The organism is Spirosoma luteolum (genome assembly GCF_054778875.1).
Genome location: NZ_BAAGZE010000003.1, coordinates 863198 through 880561 on the forward strand (window position 1 = coordinate 863198; position 17364 = coordinate 880561).

Consider the following 17364-nt stretch of genomic DNA (forward strand, 5'->3'; position numbering starts at 1 on the left):
ATGCGCTGGTTAACCGTACTGTTTCTGGTCGCGAGCCTATCCGCCCGCGCCCAGTCCGGTGCCGACGCGCTGATCGGGCTGGCCCAGCATTACTACAATGCGGGTCAGCCCGATTCGCTATACGATCGACTGGCACCCACGTTTCAGCAGCAACTGCCGCGCAGCAACTGGCGTTCGTTTCTGACGCAGGTATACCAGCAGGCTGGTCACTGGCAGGCGTCGGCCTACGTGGGGCAACGCCAGGGCTTTGCGCTCTACAAAGGATTCTTCCAGCGCGACACCCTGCTGGTGCGGCTGTCTGCCAACGCAGCGGGCCAGCTGACAGTCTTCGGCATGGCACCCTACACGGCACCCCGCCCCCTGCGTACCGACAATCCGCTCCGCACCCCGCTCGACCGGCAGATCGACTCGTTGGTACGCGCCCATCAGGAGCGGCAGGCAGTAGTCGGGCTGTGCATCGGCCTGATCCGGCACGATAGCCTGCTGGCCTACCACTACGGCGAAACCCGGGCCGGCAACAGTCAACTCCCCACGGATCTGAGCCTGTTCGAGATTGGCTCCGTAACCAAGACCTTTACGGCGACCCTGCTGGCCGAAGCCATCCGGCAGCGGAAGCTAACCCTCGATACGCCCGTTAACCGTTTCCTCCCTGATTCCATTCCGCTGCTGCAGCGCGATGGGGTATCCGTTACGGTCGGGATGCTGGCCAACCACACCTCGGGCCTGCCCCGCCTGCCGACCAACCTGTCGGTAGCGGGCTACAGCGAAGCCGACCCTTATCGCACCTACGATCGGCAGGCACTGTTCAGCTACCTCCGCACGGCTACCCTAGCCAGCACACCCGGCACTACCTACGCGTACTCAAACCTGGGCGCGGGCCTGCTGGGCACTCTGCTCGAAACCGTGCTGGGCCAGCCGTACGACCAACTCGTGCGCCGGTACCTGACCAAACCACTGGGCATGCCCCACACCAGCCTGCACCTTAGCGCGGCCGATAGTACATTGCTGGCGCGGGGCCACAACGAACAGGGACAGGTGGTGAGCAACTGGTCATTTCAGGCGCTGGCGGGCGGGGGTGGCCTCCGCAGCAACCTCCGCGATATGCTACGCTACTTACGCGCTGAGCTCGGAAAGGCACCGGCTTCGCTCCGGGCCGACATGGTGCAGACGCAGCAGCTCAGTCTGCAGCGCGGTACCCGCCAGGTAGGGCTGGGCTGGCATCGGCGGCTGATTGGGGCTGCCCCCTGGTGGTTTCACGATGGTGGTACCGGCGGGTACGTTAGTTTTGTCGGGTTTAGTACCGATCGGCAGGTCGGTGTCGTTATCCTGTCGAACAGCAACGAGCCAATCGATGCGCTGGCCATTCAGCTTGGCAGCCTGGCCGATCGCTAGCCGGTTCGTCCTTATCGGTGCGGCTTTATGCGTACTTTTGTCTGGTTAAAACACGACTTTTTATGACCCCACAGCAACCCAATTCAGACGGTTCGATTGATGTCGAACTCAGCGAAGATATTGCCGAAGGCGTTTACGCCAATCTGGCCATGATTGCCCACTCCAACAGCGAGTTTATTCTGGATTTTATCCGGCTGATGCCCGGTGTTCCCAAGGCGAAAGTAAAAGCCCGCATTATTCTGACACCCGAGCACGCCAAGCGCCTGCTCGACGCCCTGGCTGAAAACATTGGTCGCTACGAGGAAGCCAACGGCAACATCAATCAGCCGACCGACACGTTTCGTTTTCCCAACGGCGGCTTCGGCGGTCCGGTTGGTCAGGCCTAAAGGGAAGGAATTGTATAGTTGGATGGCTATAGCGTTGGAAAGGTATAGGGTTGTAGCATTTGGATAAGGCGCTATCCTCAATGAACCGGTTCGGGGATCGTACGTGATTGGATTAGAGCAGCGTAGCATCGGTTGCACCGGCAGGGTGGTCGACTACACACTAGTAGCCTGATAAAGCTCATTGTTGATAATACAGCCTGAGACCAGTCCAACCCATAGAGCCAGCTAACAACCTGACCCTACAACTATATAACTCTGCTAGTACACAACTCCTCGACCAGCCAACTTTCCAACCCCAAAACTTCCGGACGGGTCAACTCTATAACGTTGCGATTCAGCAACTTCAAAACTTTTCCGTATCTTTGCACCTCAAAATTCGGGAAGACTGATTTTTCGTAAACAATCTAAGGAATGCCTACCATACAACAATTGGTGCGTAAAGGCCGCGAAAAGCTTGAATTCAAGTCGAAATCGCCGGCTCTTGATGCCTGCCCACAACGTCGGGGCGTGTGTACGCGTGTGTACACCACGACGCCGAAGAAGCCAAACTCGGCTCTTCGTAAAGTTGCCCGGGTTCGTCTGACGAACCAGAAAGAAGTTAACGCCTACATTCCAGGCGAAGGTCACAACCTCCAGGAGCACTCGATCGTTCTGATCCGCGGTGGCCGGGTAAAAGACCTGCCCGGTGTGCGTTATCACATCGTTCGCGGTGCGCTCGATACGGCCGGTGTAAACGGTCGTCTGCAGAGCCGCTCGAAATACGGTGCCAAACGGCCGAAACCAGGTCAGGCGCCAGCCGGCAAAGGTGCACCTGCCAAAGGCGGTAAGAAAAAATAGTTCTAACGTTATAGCGTCGTACCGTTTCAACGTTTCGGTCTTCTGCAGGGCCTGATGCGTTCTGCCGGATAGAATCGTTAGAACGATACACCAGTAAAACGCTATAACGCAAATCAAACTGTCCGTTGAAAGACTACGGCAGAGTAAGATCTCAAATCTGAAGAAATCATGAGAAAGGCGAAACCGCCCAAGCGTTACGTGTTGCCCGATCCTAAATACAAGGAGGTCCTCGTAACCAAATTTGTAAACAACCTGATGTACGAAGGCAAGAAAAGCCTGGCGTACTCGATTTTCTACGACGCCCTTGACGTGGTTGCCAAGCGCACCAACGAAAGCGGTCTCGATACGTGGAAAAAGGCACTGAACAACGTCATGCCGTCGGTTGAAGTAAAAAGCCGTCGTGTCGGTGGAGCAACCTTCCAGGTTCCTACCGAAGTACGGGCAGACCGGAAGGTCGCGGTAGGCATGAAATGGCTGATCCGGTATGCTCGCTCGCGCGGTGAAAAAACCATGGTTGACCGGCTCGCAGCCGAAATCGTTGCTGCCGCTAAAGGCGAAGGCGCGGCTGTGAAAAAGAAGGACGATACGCACCGCATGGCTGAAGCCAACAAGGCGTTCTCGCACTTCCGCTTCTAATTTACTACGGCCTGTTTTTCCCGAAGGTCGTCGATTACTCAAAAGCCGCTCAACATTGGGCGGCTTTTGTTGTTTTCAGGCTAAAGCGTTTATGCCCTTGCTCACTAATCTCCTTCTTCCCTGTAATGACTACCCTCGAAAACAGTACCCTGCGTGTAAGCATTGCGCCTAAAGGGGCTCAGCTCACGTCGCTCGTTCATAAAGACAGCGGCATCGAACACCTGTGGCAGGCCGACCCAGCCGTGTGGGGCTGGCACGCACCCAACCTTTTTCCGGTGGTTGGCGGCTGCCTCAACAATCAGATCCTGATCGATGGGCAGGCCTACCCCATGGAGCGCCACGGATTTGCCCGGCAGTCGGCCTTCACCCTGATCGAGTCGTCGGAAAGTCGGGCGGTTTTCGAGCTGACCGATTCCGACGCCACGCACCCGCATTATCCCTATGCTTTCAGTTTTCAGATCGGCTATCAGTTGCAGGCTAATCGGCTGTCGGTTACCTATCGGGTCAGTAACAACGATACCCGGCCCCTGTATTTTTCGGTAGGTGCCCACCCGGCCTTTGCCGTTCCGTTTCTGCCCGACGAAACCTACAGCGACTACTTTCTGGTGTTCGAGAAAGCGGAACCGCTTCAGACCCATCTGCTGTCGGCCGCGGGTTTCTTCACCGGCGAGACAGCGCCCATCGCTACTGATGGTCAGCAACTACCGCTGACAACGCACCTGTTTGATCGGGATGCGCTGGTGTTTAAAAACCTGCAATCGCGGCAGGTAGCTGTCCGGAGCCATCGGCATCAGCACGCTGTTACCCTATCGTTCCCCGACTTTCCATACCTGGGTATCTGGGCTAAACCCGGAGCGCCATTCGTTTGCATCGAGCCCTGGCTGGGCTGTGCCGATTCGGAAGGACAGCCCCGGCCGTTCGACCAGAAAGAAGCCATTCAGCGACTGGAATCTGATCAGCTGGTCGAACATACGTTTACGATCGACGTAGCCTGACGCTATCGTTGGCGACAAAAAAGGGGTCGATTTCCGCTGAAATCGACCCCTTTTTTATTGGTAACCGCCTGGCTTATTTCCCGGCCTGCCCGTTAGAGAGCAGGTTGAAGAACTGATCCAGTTTTGGCGTGATAATGATTTCGGTCCGGCGGTTTTGCTGACGGCCAGCCGAGGTTGTGTTGTCATCTTTAGGCGCGAATTCCGAACGACCACCGGCGGTCATACGCTCGGGCGCTACGCCAAATTTGGTTTGCAGCGTCCGAACAACCGATGTAGCCCGCAGAGCGCTCAGATCCCAGTTGTCTTTGATCGAAGCCGTCGAGATGGGAACAACGTCGGTGTGGCCTTCGACCAGGATATCCAGTTCTTTGTGGTCATTAACCACTTTGGCTACTTTACCCAGCACGGTTTCGGCACGCGAGGTAATGTCGTAGCTACCCGATTTGAAGAGCAGTTTATCGGAGATCGATACGTAAACGACACCTTTTTTCACTTCAACCTGTACGTCCTGATCGTTGATGTCGTCGAGCGACCGTTTCAGGTTCATCACCAGGGCCAGGTTCAGCGAGTCTTTGCGCTGAATGCTGGTGTTGAGGTTATTGACGTATTTGGTTTGTTCGTTGAGGGTTTCGAGTGATTTCTTGATGCTTTCGGCACCCGACTTGCTCACAATCGACAGGTCCGACATACGGTCGAGCAGATTGGTATTGGTCCGTTTCAGGTAATCGATTTGGGCCTGCAGGTCACCAACCTGCTTTGTTTTCCCTTCCAGATCGCTGTCTTTGGTCGTCAGTTGCGCCCGCAGATCGGCCGTGCGCTTATCACAATCGTTGAGGGATGCAACAGCCTTGTCACGGGCTTCCTGGAGTGATTTGATTTCGGCCAGCCGCTTCTTGCTGTTACAGGAAGCCAGCATAACAACCGCCGAAACAAGAATCAGTAATTGCTTCATAACTGGTTAATTGAATTGAGTTAGATCAGAAAAGTAAGGGTAGCAACAAAGATAAAACCTGCCCTATCCCCGGTTGAGGTGCAAAGGTAATTGTTTAGTAGCAACCGACCTTATACGCTCCTCAATTCTAATTACTTCTAAGGAGTTGAGCGCCGGCATCTACTTACCCGATCGAAAACCCGTCGGTCTTGCTGGCCCTTACCGTGCCTACGTGGCATACCGGCCCAGCAGCTGACTTATCTCGGTCAGGCAGCGAATCTGGCTGTAGCAGCCAACCGATGGCAGTGCCTTGAGGGCCAGCATCGGCACCCGCTGGGCATCGATCACCGGAAACCAGCCCGGCGCTTTCGGGTCCGGGAAATGGGCAAACACGTAGTCGTGAATCCGTCGGAACCACTTCAGGCAATCGGGCTGGCGGGTGTGGTGATAGCTTTTGAGCAGTGCCGACAGGCCTTCGAGCGCTACCCAGGCCCAGCGTTCGCCGGTGTCGGGCCAGATCAGGGGCAACCCTTTATGGTCGATGTAACGCACCAGTCCCCCCGCAGCCGGCTCCCAGGCCTGCTCGCAGAGCCACAGACACCAGCCGGCCACCTGCCGGGTCAGCTTGCGGTTGGGCACCAGCGCGCAGTAATCGAGCAGGTAGGTTATCAGCTGCAGCGTGAGCCCCACATCAATTTGCCGGCCGTCGGGCGTGTTCACATAGCCGCCGTCGGGCAGGGCCATGGTTCGGAGCGTATCGGTGCGCCGGTCGGCAAATATCGTCTGTATTTCCTCTACCAGACCAGCCGCCATATCCTTCCAGCTTTCTTCGTCGAGCAGGGGCTGCATGCTGAGCACTGCCCTAAACACGAGCGCCCACTCGCGCAGGTGCCGCACGGGCCGGCTACTGAGTGTCGATACGTTGGGTTCGTCGCGATAGGTATCGTGCCAGGCCAGCGTATCGGTCAGCAAGGCCTTGGCCAGCATGGCCCACTCATCTTCCTGCGTGGCCCGGTAGAGCTGTGCATAAGCCATCAGGGTGTACACGTTGGGGGCCTGTGTGGTAGCCGCAGCAACGGGGCGCCCCCGCCGGTCGAGGTCGGCGTAGCAGCGCAGCGTGTCGTCGTGGGCAAACCGGCTTAGAAAAGCTCCGCCATGCCGGGCATGCTCGAGCCAGCGGGGTTGCCCGTCGAAGGTCGTATAAAGCCAGGCAAACGCCCAGGTTTGTTCGGCCTGCAGCGCCACGTGTTTATCGGCGTCGATTGGCATACCGGCAGCGCCCAGCAGGTCGAAATAGCCACCACACAGTTGGTCAGGACTGTTGGTCAGCCAGAACGGAATAACCTGCCGTAGCAACGCCTGCTGGTAATCGGCCGTTAGTTTGTGAAATTCGAGCACAGTGTATCGGGGGCGGGCCGGTAGTGGGGCACAAAAAACGCGGATAACGCGGGCTGAACCAACACCAGCCGTATTTTTTGGCTGGCCAGGCGTGGCCGGGCGTTATCCGCGCGATTGTATATGCGAGATCAGGGCTTAAAAAACCCGCTCGACTTCCCGCGATTCTTTTTCGTCGGGCAGCACAAACTTCATTGGTTTTCCCACCTGCCCCGGCAGCAGCGCAATGGCCAGCACCTGATCCACGGTATCGGCGTAGTGGAACGTCAGGTCTTTCACATAGCTCGGGTTGATCTCCTCAATGTCCTTACGGTTCTTCGAGCACAGAATCAGTTCCTTGATGCCGGCCCGGTTGGCCGCCAGAATTTTCTCCTTGATCCCACCAACCGGCAGCACTTTACCCCGCAGCGTCACCTCGCCGGTCATGGCCAGATACGGTTTCACTTTGCGTTGGGTATAGATCGACGCCATCGAGGTCAGCATGGTGATACCGGCCGACGGACCATCTTTAGGCACGGCTCCCGCCGGAATATGGATGTGCAGGTCGTAATGGCTGAACACCCGGTAGTCGATAGCCAGATCGTCGGCGTGGGCTTTCAGATACGATAGGGCCGTTACGGCCGACTCTTTCATTACGTCGCCCAGTTGCCCCGACAGGGTAAGCACGCCCTTGCCGCGGCTCAGACTCGACTCGATAAGCAGAATTTCGCCCCCCACCTGTGTCCAGGCCAGACCCGTTACAATGCCGGCGATATCGTCATCGGCATAAAGCTCCTTATCAAAGATTTCGGCGCCGAGCATTTTAGGAATATCGACCGCTTTGATGAGGTGGTTGTACTCCTCCTCCATCGCGATGGATTTGGCAATTTTCCGCACCAGCGCACCGATTTTCTGCTCCAGATTCCGCACACCCGACTCGCGGGTGTAGCCTTCAATGATGCGTAGAATAGCCTTGTCGTCGATGACCAGATCTTTCGGCTTCAGTCCGTGATCCCGGCGTTGCTTCGGAATCAGGTATTTCTTGGCAATCTGTACTTTTTCTTCAACCGTGTAGCCGGCAATGTCGATGATTTCCATCCGGTCGCGCAGGGCCGGGTGAATGGTTTCAAGCGAGTTGGCCGTGGCCACAAACAACACCCGCGACAGATCGAACTCCGTTTCGAGGTAGTTGTCCATGAAGGTCGAGTTCTGTTCGGGATCGAGTACCTCAAGCAATGCCGACGATGGGTCGCCCCGGAAATCAGAGCTGACCTTGTCGATTTCGTCGAGAATAAAGACCGGATTCGACGTGCCGCACTTCCGGATGTTCTGGATAACCTTACCCGGCATGGCACCGATGTAGGTTTTGCGGTGGCCCCGAATCTCGGCCTCGTCGTGTACGCCCCCGAGCGCCATACGGCTGTATTTGCGTCCCAGCGCCTTGGCAATGGATTTGCCCAGCGAGGTTTTACCTACGCCCGGCGGGCCATACAAACACAGAATAGGCGCTTTCATATCGTTCTTCAGTTTCAGAACGGCCAGGTACTCGATAATGCGCTCCTTTACTTTTTCGAGCCCGAAGTGGTCGGCATCCAGAATCTTCTGGGCGCGTTTCAGGTCAAAATTGTCTTTGGTGTATTCGTTCCACGGCAGGTCGACCATCAGTTCGATGTAGTTCATGGTCACCGGGTACTCGGGGGCCATGGGGTTCGACCGCTGCAGTTTATTCAGTTCCTTCTCGAAATGCGCCCGCACTTCCGGCGACCATTTTTTGCGGTCGGCCTTAATACGCAGCTCGTCGACTTCCCGGTCGGGGTTATCGATACCCAGTTCGTCCTGCAGCACCTTCATCTGCTGGCGCAGGTAGTAGTCGCGCTGCTGCTGATCGAGATCCGACGATGCTTTCGACTGGATTTCCCGCTTCAGTTCCAGCAGCTGTACTTCGCGCAGCATGTATTCGAGCAGCAGGTTGGCATGCTGGCTGCCGTCGAGGGTTTCGAGCAGGCGCTGCTTGTCGGCAACCTCGGCGTTGAGGTTCGACGACAGGAAATGCAGCAGGAACGTAGGGCTCTCAATGTTATCGAGTGCGATACGGGCTTCCTGCGGAATTTCGGGATTCAGGCGAAGCACTTTGTAGGCTGCATCTTTGAGCGACTGCAGCATGGCTTTGCCTTCCTTCTTGTTGACGTTGGGGAACGAATCGTCGATCTGACGCACCTGCGCCGTCATGTACGGATCTTCCTGCGTGATCTGCTCGATCTGGAAACGTTTCTTACCCTGAATGATGATGGTGATGTTACCATCGGGCAGGGTAATCATCTTGATGATATAGGCTACTGTACCAATCTGGTAGAGATCGTCGGCCGTGGGCTCGTCTTTCTGCTGATTGAGTTGGGCCGTTACGCCAATAATGCGGTTGCCTTTGTACGCTTTCTTGACCAGCCGGATCGACTTCTGCCGCCCAACCGTCACCGGAATAACCATACCGGGAAACAGCACCGTATTGCGCACAGGCAAAATGGGCAGGTTAGCCGGTAGTTCATAATCTTCATCGATGCCTTCCGGCGATCCCAACGGGACAATCTCCAGATTGTCGGAGTCGAAATCGGCCAATAGTAAGCGGGTCGCTAATTCTTTTTCTGATATCATAGATACACTGTCATTCTGACAGCTTCAAATCGTATGTCGGTGCTAAGAGACAAGGAAAGTGAGGGGGTGAAAATCAAGCACAAGGTGCGTGCCAGCCTGCAATAGACTGACGTTACGACTGTCCGACGCCCGAATATACTCAGTGCCTCCTGTAGGTGTCCAATAAATTTATTAATCAGAACGAAACCTCCTGAACCGCCTGATTTTTGCGAAAAACGAAGGTTTTTTTCTGCCCTTGGTACTGCAGATTCACCATATTCACCTGATCGTCGAAGAGGTCCATAAGCAGGTCCTGCTTCATCACGCCCCCCCGAAACGGCTCGGTATAGGGCATCTCCAGGTAAATCCAGTGCGCGTCGGCTTCAACTTCATGCCCCACATAGGTCAGCGGCCGGGGCTGCTTTTGGGGGGTCATGTAGGCAACGTGTGCCCGAACGTACTTTTCAATAATCGGATCAAACTTCGTACCCGTTGTCAGATGCACTTTCGTGCCGGTCGTTGCCGAGAGGGCTTTCTCCAGATCGTCGGTAAACGCCCGGATACTTAACTCAAAACTCCGCTCTTTGACGTTGTAAGTCATCTGCGTCACACTGGCATGAAAGTCATGGGCCGGGCGGCTCCCTACCGGCTGTGCGGCCAGCAGCGCCAGCATCAGTAAAATCAGTCGATACACGGTCTGAATCCTGGTTAATAAAAACGCGGATGGGCCGATCCGGCACTAGCACCAGACCGGCCCATCCGCGTTTTCTTCGTTAAAAAACGGCCTTGAAAACGTCGTTGAAAATAGCAAAAGCCATCAGCCCCAACAGGATAACCATACCCACCCGCTGGGCCGCTTCGAGAAACCGATCCGAGGGTTTCCGGCCCGAAATAATCTCGTAGCCCAGAATGGTGGCGTGGCCGCCATCGAGCGCCGGAATGGGCAGTGCGTTCATGAACGCGAGGGCCATCGAGAGCAGCCCCGTTACGGTCCAGAACCGATCCCAGACCCACACACCCCCGAAGAGGTTCTGGGCAATGCCGATGGGGCCGCTGAGGGCTTTGGACGCGTTTACCTCGCCCCGGAAGATTTTGCCGAAGCCTTTGATGTTGTCGAACACGACCTGGAACGCCTTCTTAGTGCCCACACTCAGGGCCTCGCCAAACGTGTATTCCTGACGGGTCAGCTTGAGCAGAAACTCGGGGTAGAACCCGATCGTGCCTTCTTCGGTAGTCGTCATACTGAGCGTTACAGGCTGGCCAGCGCGGTTCACAACCAGCGTCAGGGGCTTACCCTTCAGCGGCTTTACAGCCTCCGTAAACTCGTGGTAGAACCGGATGGGCTTCCCGTTGACGCTCGTCACTACATCACCGGGCTTCAGACCGGCTTTGATGGCCGGCTGACCGGCTACCAGCTCGCCGACCTTGAAGGGCTCGATGGGTTCGATGAACTGACCGGCCGCTTTCTTGTCCGACAGCTTGTTGACGAAGTCGTTGGGGATGTCGATGTCGATCTGCTGCCCGTTGCGGTCGACGGTGTAAGAACTGTTGTCGCCCAGGAACACATCGGAACTCCGGATTTCGCTGAAATCGGTGATCGGCTTGCCGTTGACCTTGACGATTTTATCGCCCGTCCGGAGGCCAATCTCTTTAGCCAGATCATACGCCACGATGCCGTACGACGCGTCTTTGGCCGCCAGATACGTGTTGCCATTCTTGTAAGCCAGCGTAACGAAGATCAGAATGCCGACGATCACGTTGACAATGATCCCACCCAGCATAACGATCAGGCGCTGCCAGGCTGGCTTGGCGCGAAACTCGTAGGGTTTTGGTTCGGTATGCGTATGCTTGGTATCGAGCGATTCGTCGATCATGCCCGATATCTTGACAAACCCGCCCAGCGGGATGGCGCCGACACCATACTCCGTTTCGCCCCGCTTGATGCTCCACACTTTGGGCGGAAACCCGATAAAGTACTGCTCGACCCGCATGCCAAATGCCTTGGCGGCAAGCAGGTGCCCCAGTTCGTGTAATCCAACTAAGATAGACAGGCCCAGGATGAGCTGTCCGGCCATTACTAAAATTTCCATTTACTTCTTAAAAAATGCGGTTGATTGGGTCGCGTCCGGGCGTTACGATTTTCGGCTGAGCCACCTGATGAGCAGGGCCCCCAGCGCAAAGCCTATAATGAACCAAAGGGCGGTACTCATGCAGAAAACGTTTCGTGGGTGTGTATCGTACAAACAGTTAAACCGGACTTTTGATTCGTTCGCCGGCCAGCCGTCTGACTTCGGCATCAGAGGCCACATAATCGGCGTAGGTCGGGCGCTGAACAAAGGTAGCGTTCTGCAGGCAGGATTCGATAATGTCGGAGATTTCGAGGAAGCCTACCCGGTCGTGCAGAAAGGCATCGACGGCTACTTCGTTGGCTGCGTTGACAATACAGGGCGCATTGCCCCCCCGGGCCAGTGCGTCGAACGCCAGCTGCAGGTTGCGAAACGTGGTCAGGTCGGGCTGCTCGAACGTCAGCGAGGGGTAGTCGAGAAAACGGAACCGGGGGAAGTCGGACCGGAGCCGGTAGGGGTAGCCAAGCGCAAACTGAATGGGCAGTTTCATGTCGGGCAAACCCATCTGTGCCTTCAGGCTTCCATCTTCGAACTGAACGAGCGAATGAATGATGCTTTGCGGATGCACCACCACGTCGATCTGCTCGGGTGTCAGCCCGAAGAGCCATTTGGCTTCGATCACCTCCAACCCCTTGTTCATGAGGGTAGCCGAGTCGATGGTGATCTTGGCACCCATGGTCCAGTTGGGGTGTTTCAGGGCCTGGGCCTTTGTTACGGTGGTCAGGAAGTCGCGGTCTTTTCCCCGGAACGGGCCACCCGACGCGGTCAGGATTATTTTCTCGATGGGGTTATGAAACTCCCCCACTAGGCACTGAAAAATAGCCGAATGTTCCGAATCGACGGGCAGAATATTGACGCCTTTGTCGGCAGCCAGCTGCGTGATCAGTTCGCCCGCCACCACCAGCGTTTCTTTATTGGCCAGCGCAATGGTCTTGCCCGCTTCGATGGCTTTGATGGTGGGCAGCAGCCCGGCGTAGCCAACCATGGCGGTCAACACCACATCGACGGTTTCCATCTGCACCACCGACGCGATGGCGGCTGCGCCGGCGTAGACTTTGATACCCAGCGGATCGAGCGCTGCGAACACCGGCTCGTAGCGGCTCTCATCGCAGATCACAACCACATTGGGTCTGAATTCGGCGGCCTGCTGAATGAGCAGATCGGCGCTGGTGTTGGTTGTCAGCACCTCGACCTGAAAACGGTCGGGATTGGCCCGGATTACGTCGAGCGCCTGCGTTCCGATGGAACCAGTCGAGCCCAGAATGGCAATATGTCGTTTGGGTTGTTCAGTCATGTACTTTCTCGCGGTGGTACTGGTCTTGCCGGTTACGGGGGTGTACCTCCAGCCGGTATTGGCGATTAATGTTCCTGTAGCAGTGCCTCGGCAATGGCGCGGTCGTTGGCCAGCCGGGGTACCTTGTTCTGACCACCCAGCTTACCCTGGGCTTTCATGTACCGTTGAAAGGCGCCCCGCGGCAGAGCCGTCAGTTTCAGCGGTTGCAGAATGGCCCCCGTTATGAGGTCGTCGTAATATACGTTGAGCCCGGTCAGTTGGTTGTCGAGCACACGGGCAAAGGCAGCCAAGTTGTGGGGCGGGGTGGCAAACTCCACCAGCCACTCGTGATACGGCAGCCCCTCGGCCGGACTGACCATGGGCGCCACCGTAAACTCCACAACTTCGGTTTCAGGGTGCTGCTGCATGGCGTACTGTAGCGCCCGCTCCACTTCTTCGCCAATGACGTGCTCGCCGAAGGCCGAGATGAAGTGCTTGATCCGGCCCGTTACCAGCAGCCGGTACGGCTCGCGCGAAACAAACTTCACCGTATCGCCCAGCGAATAGCCCCAGAGCCCGGCGTTATTGTTGATCACCACCGCATAGTTCTTGTTTAGCTCAACTTCGTCGATGGTCAGCCGGCGGGGGTTTTCGCTGAAATACTCATCGGCCGGGATAAACTCGTAGAAAATCCCGCTGTCGAGCAGCATCAGCAGCCCCGGCTCGGTCTGGGTATCCTGAAAAGCGATGAAGCCCTCCGAGGCCGGGTAGGTTTCGATCGAGTCGATGCGTTTGCCGATCGAATCGAACAGCTTAGCACGGTAGGGCTCGAAGTTGACCCCGCCGTAGACGAACAGCGAAAAATCGGGAAAAACATCTTTGATCGGTCGCCCCGTGCGGGCCTGAATCCGGTCGAAATACATCTGTACCCAGGGCGGAATACCCGAGATAAGCGACATCGGCTGATCGATGGTTTCGTCGATGATCCGGTCGAGCTTGGTTTCCCAGTCGTCGATGGTATTGGTGTCGTAGCTGGGCAGCTGATTGCCGCGCAGGTAGGCTGGCACGTGGTGATTAACAATGCCCGACAGGCGACCGATGTGGATACCTGCCTGCTGATCCATTTCGGGACTGCCCGACAAAAAAATTAATTTTTTATCCAGAAATCCGCCGTTTCCCGTTTCATGAATGTAGTTGAGCAGCGCATCGCGGGCTGAATTGATATGATTGGGAATCGAATCGCGGGTAATGGGAATGTATTTGGTGCCCGATGTTGTGCCCGACGTTTTAGCAAAATACAGCGGTTTTCCGGGCCAGAGCACGTCGGTTTCGCCGGCCAGAATTTGCGAAACATAGGGTTTAAGCGCTTCATAATCGCGCACCGGAACAGCCTGCCGGAACTCGGCAACCGACCCCACGTCGTGCAATCGATGATCGCGGCCAAACGCCGTCTGCCGACCGGCCCGGATTAGCTGCTGAAACCAGCGTTGCTGCGCATCGGCCGGGCGGTACATCCACTCCTGCTGACGGCTGACGACCCAGCGGGCCAGCGGCTTACTCAATACCGAACGAATTCCCATAATGCGACAAAGGTAGGGGTAAACCCGAAACAGTCCGACGCCTGCTTAGCACGGTCCAAAAGGCCCTGCCTGTTTCCAATTCTTTACAGTGCATTGTCTTTATTTATCCATATTTTTGCACACTCTTCACAAAGCAGTACTTGTAATAAAGCGCTGAGCGCTAACCTAGAATGGGACTTTTCAATTTTTTGACCAGCGATATCGCCATTGATTTAGGAACTGCCAACACGCTGATCATTCATAAAGATCGTATCGTCGTTGATGAACCCTCGATCATCGCCATGGATAAGGCGAGTGGCAAAGTGCTTGCCATTGGCCACAAAGCCATGCAGATGCACGAAAAAACCAACGAGAACATCAAAACCATCCGCCCCCTGAAAGACGGGGTTATCGCCGACTTTACGGCGGCCGAATTAATGATTCGGGGGATGATCAAGATGATCGACGCTGGTAATAAACTTTTCTCGCCCTCGCACCGCATGGTGGTCTGCATTCCTTCGGGCATCACCGAAGTGGAAAAGCGGGCCGTTAAAGACTCCTGCGAACACGCCGGCGCCAAAGAAGTCTACATGGTACACGAACCGATTGCCGCAGCCATCGGAATCGGTATCGACATCACCCAGCCCAACGGTACCATGATCGTCGACATTGGCGGGGGTACTACCGAAATCGCCGTGATTGCCCTGTCGGGTATCGTCTGCGAACAGTCGGTGCGGATTGCGGGCGACGTATTCACCCGCGACATTGTCGATTACATGCGCCGGGAGCACAACCTGCTCATCGGCGAACGTTCGGCCGAACAGATCAAAATGGAAGTTGGATCGGCCCTGCCCGAACTCGACAACCCACCTGCCGATTACGAGATTCGGGGGCGCGACCTGATGACCGGTATCCCGAAAGAAATCAAGGTTACCTACAGCGAAATTGCCTACTCGCTCGACAAGTCGATTTCGAAAATCGAAGAGGCTACCATGAAAGCCCTCGAAATTTCGCCACCGGAGCTGTCGGCCGATATTTACACCAACGGGATTCACCTGACGGGTGGCGGGGCGTTGCTGCATGGCCTCGACAAACGGCTGGGCGCCAAAACCAAGCTGCCCATCCACGTAGCCGACGATCCGCTCAAGGCAGTCGTAAAAGGTACGGGTGAGGTGATCAAGAATCTCGACCTGTACAAATCTGTACTGATTAGCTAACCCCGGTTCCGACGGGAGCCAACCACGTCAGGCCGATCCGGCAGCGGTGCCCATCACCACAGCGCCGGGCCGGCCTGACGTGTCACATGTAGCCTGCATGGGAGAATTAGTCGACTTTTTTATTCGAAGCCGTAACTTCATCCTGTTTCTGGTGCTGGAAGTAATTTGCTTTTACTTCATTGTCAACACCAGCAACTACTGGAGTGCCACGTACTTCAACACCAGCAACCGGTATGCCGCCCGCATTATGGCCCTGTCGAATTCGGTTAACGAATTTGCCCGGCTCCAGCAGGTCAATGCCGAACTGGCCGGCGAAAATCAGCGGCTTAATGCCCAGCTGACGTCCCTGCGGCAAACGCACCCGCCCGCCCCCGCCGAGTACCGGGCCGACTCGATCTTTGCCAACCGGTTTGGGTTTACGGTGGCTAAGGTGGTTAACAAAACCACCCAGTTTGCCAACAACTACATCACCATCGACAAAGGTACCGACGACGGTATCGAGCCCGGCATGGGCGTTATTTCGGCCACGGGTATTGTGGGGAAGGTGCGCAGCTGCAACAAGAATTTCTCGGTAATCACGTCTATTCTGCACTCCGAATTTTTCATCTCGTCGCGGCTGGTCCGGGCCAACGACATCGGCCCCGCGCACTGGGACGGAACCGACCCACACCTGATCAAGCTCAACGACATCTCGCGCTACAAGCCCGTTGTGGTTGGCGATTCGGTAGTGACCTCGGGCTACAACTCGACCTTTCCGCCCGACATTCTGATTGGCCGGGTGCAGAAAGTAGGCGTACAGGCAAACCAGACCTTTCACGACATTACGCTTAACCTCTCGACCAACTTCAGCACGCTGTCGTACGTCTATGTGGTGCAGAACCGCCTGAAAGACCAGCAGGAACAGCTGGAGAAGCAGGACGAAACCGATAAATAACCTACTTACCGACCGGCTCCGGCGCACGCGTCAATGACCGGCCCACGACCTCTGATCAGTCTCCAATGACGCTGCGCGAAATCGTTTCAACGCTCCTCCTGTTTGTTCTGTACCTGACGTTACAGTTGCTGCTGGCGCGCAATATCGTGCTCTTCGACTACGCGTTCTGCTTCATCTACATTGCCTGTATCCTGCTGTTGCCCAACGAGTTCAGTATGACCTGGCTGCTGCTGATCGCTTTCGTCACGGGCATTATTATCGATACCTTCTACAACACCCTGGGCATGCACGCAGCCGCTACCGTGCTGATGGCTTACTGCCGCCCCCTGATCGTAAGCCGGCAGATCGATGTGCCGGGGGTCGAATCGCGGGTATCGTTCTCGATGAAAGAACTGGGCGTTGGGCAGTTCTTTCGGTACGTGCTGTTTATGGCACTTATTCACCACACAGCCCTGTTTATGATCGAGGCCAGTAGCCTGACGCTGCTCATTCCAACACTGATGCGCATTGGCGCCAGTACGCTGCTGACCACCGTCAGCATTGTGCTGATCCAGTTTTTTACCCGCAACTGACATGGCCGAAACCCTGCACATACCGACCGGTACCGACCGGCAAACGATCTACGACAGCCTGTTACCCCAGCTCGACGCCCTCACCGCGGGCGAGCCCGATCTGGTTGCCAACCTGGCCAATATTGCCGCGGCCCTGCGCGAAGCCTTCGGTTTTTTCTGGGTCGGCTTCTACCTCCGCAAAGACGGCCAGCTGGTGCTGGGACCCTTTCAGGGGCCTATTGCCTGCACCCGCATCGCGTTCGACAAGGGCGTCTGCGGAGCAGCCTATACCCGGCGCGAAACCCTGCTGGTACCCGACGTTGACCTGTTTCCGGGCCATATCGCCTGTAGTTCGGCCTCGAAGTCGGAAGTAGTGGTACCGGTGTTCGACGCAACGGGTGAAGTCGCCATGGTGCTCGACGTCGACAGCGACCGGCTCGATGATTTTAGCCAGGTCGACGTTGCGGGGCTGGAGCGTGTAGCGGCCCTTCTGACGGCCCGGCTCTAGGCGGCTGTCAGTAAAGG

Annotated in this window: 16 protein-coding genes; 9 read left to right on the plus strand and 7 right to left on the minus strand. The window is 56.3% G+C overall.

The window, feature by feature from the left end; genetic code table 11:
- The 5 genes from ACYVAC_RS06335 (at position 1) to ACYVAC_RS06355 (ending at position 4246) form a co-directional block, all read left to right on the plus strand.
- The gene (locus ACYVAC_RS06335; RefSeq protein ID WP_461096756.1) at positions 1 to 1392 is read left to right on the plus strand and encodes a serine hydrolase domain-containing protein; all 1392 of its coding nucleotides are present in this window, start codon (positions 1 to 3) and stop codon (positions 1390 to 1392) included.
- Between the two features lie 62 nt (positions 1393 to 1454).
- Positions 1455 to 1778: a DUF3467 domain-containing protein gene (locus ACYVAC_RS06340; protein WP_461096757.1), complete on the plus strand. Its 324-nt coding sequence runs from the start codon at positions 1455 to 1457 to the stop codon at positions 1776 to 1778.
- Between the two features lie 411 nt (positions 1779 to 2189).
- Positions 2190 to 2615: a 30S ribosomal protein S12 gene (rpsL, locus tag ACYVAC_RS06345; protein ID WP_381523172.1), complete on the plus strand. Its 426-nt coding sequence runs from the start codon at positions 2190 to 2192 to the stop codon at positions 2613 to 2615.
- 168 nt (positions 2616 to 2783) lie between these two features.
- Positions 2784 to 3251 (plus strand): 30S ribosomal protein S7, encoded by a 468-nt coding sequence (gene rpsG, locus ACYVAC_RS06350; RefSeq protein WP_162388617.1) that lies wholly within the window; start codon positions 2784 to 2786, stop codon positions 3249 to 3251.
- 125 nt (positions 3252 to 3376) lie between these two features.
- Entirely contained in the window at positions 3377 to 4246 is an 870-nt protein-coding gene (locus ACYVAC_RS06355) for an aldose 1-epimerase family protein (RefSeq protein WP_461096758.1), read from the plus strand.
- Positions 4247 to 4319: 73 nt separating this feature from the next.
- On the opposite strand, the gene ACYVAC_RS06360 is transcribed toward ACYVAC_RS06355, so the two are convergent.
- The 7 genes from ACYVAC_RS06360 to ACYVAC_RS06390 form a co-directional block, all read right to left on the minus strand.
- Positions 4320 to 5198 (minus strand): OmpA/MotB family protein, encoded by an 879-nt coding sequence (locus ACYVAC_RS06360; RefSeq protein ID WP_461096759.1) that lies wholly within the window; start codon positions 5196 to 5198, stop codon positions 4320 to 4322.
- A gap of 207 nt (positions 5199 to 5405) precedes the next feature.
- Positions 5406 to 6575 carry an AGE family epimerase/isomerase gene (locus ACYVAC_RS06365; protein ID WP_461096760.1) on the minus strand — a complete coding sequence of 390 codons (1170 nt, stop codon included), beginning with the start codon at positions 6573 to 6575 and terminating at the stop codon, positions 5406 to 5408.
- A 135-nt stretch (positions 6576 to 6710) separates the two neighbouring features.
- Complete coding sequence (gene lon, locus ACYVAC_RS06370) at positions 6711 to 9200, minus strand: endopeptidase La (RefSeq protein ID WP_461096761.1); 2490 nt, start codon at positions 9198 to 9200, stop codon at positions 6711 to 6713.
- A 175-nt stretch (positions 9201 to 9375) separates the two neighbouring features.
- Positions 9376 to 9873, minus strand: a complete 498-nt coding sequence (locus tag ACYVAC_RS06375) for a DUF6702 family protein (protein ID WP_461096762.1) — start codon at positions 9871 to 9873, stop codon at positions 9376 to 9378.
- Between the two features lie 79 nt (positions 9874 to 9952).
- Complete coding sequence (gene rseP, locus ACYVAC_RS06380) at positions 9953 to 11269, minus strand: RIP metalloprotease RseP (protein ID WP_461096763.1); 1317 nt, start codon at positions 11267 to 11269, stop codon at positions 9953 to 9955.
- Between the two features lie 157 nt (positions 11270 to 11426).
- Positions 11427 to 12599, minus strand: coding sequence for a 1-deoxy-D-xylulose-5-phosphate reductoisomerase (locus ACYVAC_RS06385; protein WP_461096764.1), 1173 nt, complete (start codon positions 12597 to 12599; stop codon positions 11427 to 11429).
- A 65-nt stretch (positions 12600 to 12664) separates the two neighbouring features.
- On the minus strand, positions 12665 to 14158 hold the full coding sequence (locus ACYVAC_RS06390; protein WP_461096765.1) for a GH3 auxin-responsive promoter family protein: 1494 nt from the start codon (positions 14156 to 14158) through the stop codon (positions 12665 to 12667).
- Positions 14159 to 14328: 170 nt separating this feature from the next.
- Here ACYVAC_RS06390 and ACYVAC_RS06395 point away from each other — a divergent pair, with 170 nt between their 5' ends.
- From ACYVAC_RS06395 to ACYVAC_RS06410, 4 genes are all read left to right on the plus strand, one after another.
- A complete protein-coding gene (locus ACYVAC_RS06395; RefSeq protein ID WP_461096766.1) occupies positions 14329 to 15354 on the plus strand; it encodes a rod shape-determining protein in 1026 nt (341 codons plus the stop codon).
- Between the two features lie 97 nt (positions 15355 to 15451).
- Positions 15452 to 16288: a rod shape-determining protein MreC gene (mreC, locus tag ACYVAC_RS06400; RefSeq protein WP_461096767.1), complete on the plus strand. Its 837-nt coding sequence runs from the start codon at positions 15452 to 15454 to the stop codon at positions 16286 to 16288.
- A gap of 65 nt (positions 16289 to 16353) precedes the next feature.
- A complete protein-coding gene (locus ACYVAC_RS06405; protein WP_461096768.1) occupies positions 16354 to 16860 on the plus strand; it encodes a hypothetical protein in 507 nt (168 codons plus the stop codon).
- Between the two features lies 1 nt (position 16861).
- Positions 16862 to 17347: a GAF domain-containing protein gene (locus ACYVAC_RS06410; RefSeq protein WP_461096769.1), complete on the plus strand. Its 486-nt coding sequence runs from the start codon at positions 16862 to 16864 to the stop codon at positions 17345 to 17347.
- Positions 17348 to 17364 lie beyond the last annotated feature (17 nt).

What these genes read in the sequence shown, in the direction of transcription:
- ACYVAC_RS06335 (WP_461096756.1), top strand. Translation starts at nt 1, where the DNA reads ATGCGCTGGTTAACCGTACTGTTTCTGGTCGCGAGCCTATCCGCCCGC.
- ACYVAC_RS06340 (WP_461096757.1), top strand. Translation starts at nt 1,455, where the DNA reads ATGACCCCACAGCAACCCAATTCAGACGGTTCGATTGATGTCGAACTC.
- rpsL (WP_381523172.1), top strand. Translation starts at nt 2,190, where the DNA reads ATGCCTACCATACAACAATTGGTGCGTAAAGGCCGCGAAAAGCTTGAA.
- rpsG (WP_162388617.1), top strand. Translation starts at nt 2,784, where the DNA reads ATGAGAAAGGCGAAACCGCCCAAGCGTTACGTGTTGCCCGATCCTAAA.
- ACYVAC_RS06355 (WP_461096758.1), top strand. Translation starts at nt 3,377, where the DNA reads ATGACTACCCTCGAAAACAGTACCCTGCGTGTAAGCATTGCGCCTAAA.
- ACYVAC_RS06360 (WP_461096759.1), bottom strand. Translation starts at nt 5,198, where the DNA reads ATGAAGCAATTACTGATTCTTGTTTCGGCGGTTGTTATGCTGGCTTCC.
- lon (WP_461096761.1), bottom strand. Translation starts at nt 9,200, where the DNA reads ATGATATCAGAAAAAGAATTAGCGACCCGCTTACTATTGGCCGATTTC.
- rseP (WP_461096763.1), bottom strand. Translation starts at nt 11,269, where the DNA reads ATGGAAATTTTAGTAATGGCCGGACAGCTCATCCTGGGCCTGTCTATC.
- ACYVAC_RS06385 (WP_461096764.1), bottom strand. Translation starts at nt 12,599, where the DNA reads ATGACTGAACAACCCAAACGACATATTGCCATTCTGGGCTCGACTGGT.
- ACYVAC_RS06390 (WP_461096765.1), bottom strand. Translation starts at nt 14,158, where the DNA reads ATGGGAATTCGTTCGGTATTGAGTAAGCCGCTGGCCCGCTGGGTCGTC.
- ACYVAC_RS06395 (WP_461096766.1), top strand. Translation starts at nt 14,329, where the DNA reads ATGGGACTTTTCAATTTTTTGACCAGCGATATCGCCATTGATTTAGGA.
- mreC (WP_461096767.1), top strand. Translation starts at nt 15,452, where the DNA reads ATGGGAGAATTAGTCGACTTTTTTATTCGAAGCCGTAACTTCATCCTG.
- ACYVAC_RS06405 (WP_461096768.1), top strand. Translation starts at nt 16,354, where the DNA reads ATGACGCTGCGCGAAATCGTTTCAACGCTCCTCCTGTTTGTTCTGTAC.
- ACYVAC_RS06410 (WP_461096769.1), top strand. Translation starts at nt 16,862, where the DNA reads ATGGCCGAAACCCTGCACATACCGACCGGTACCGACCGGCAAACGATC.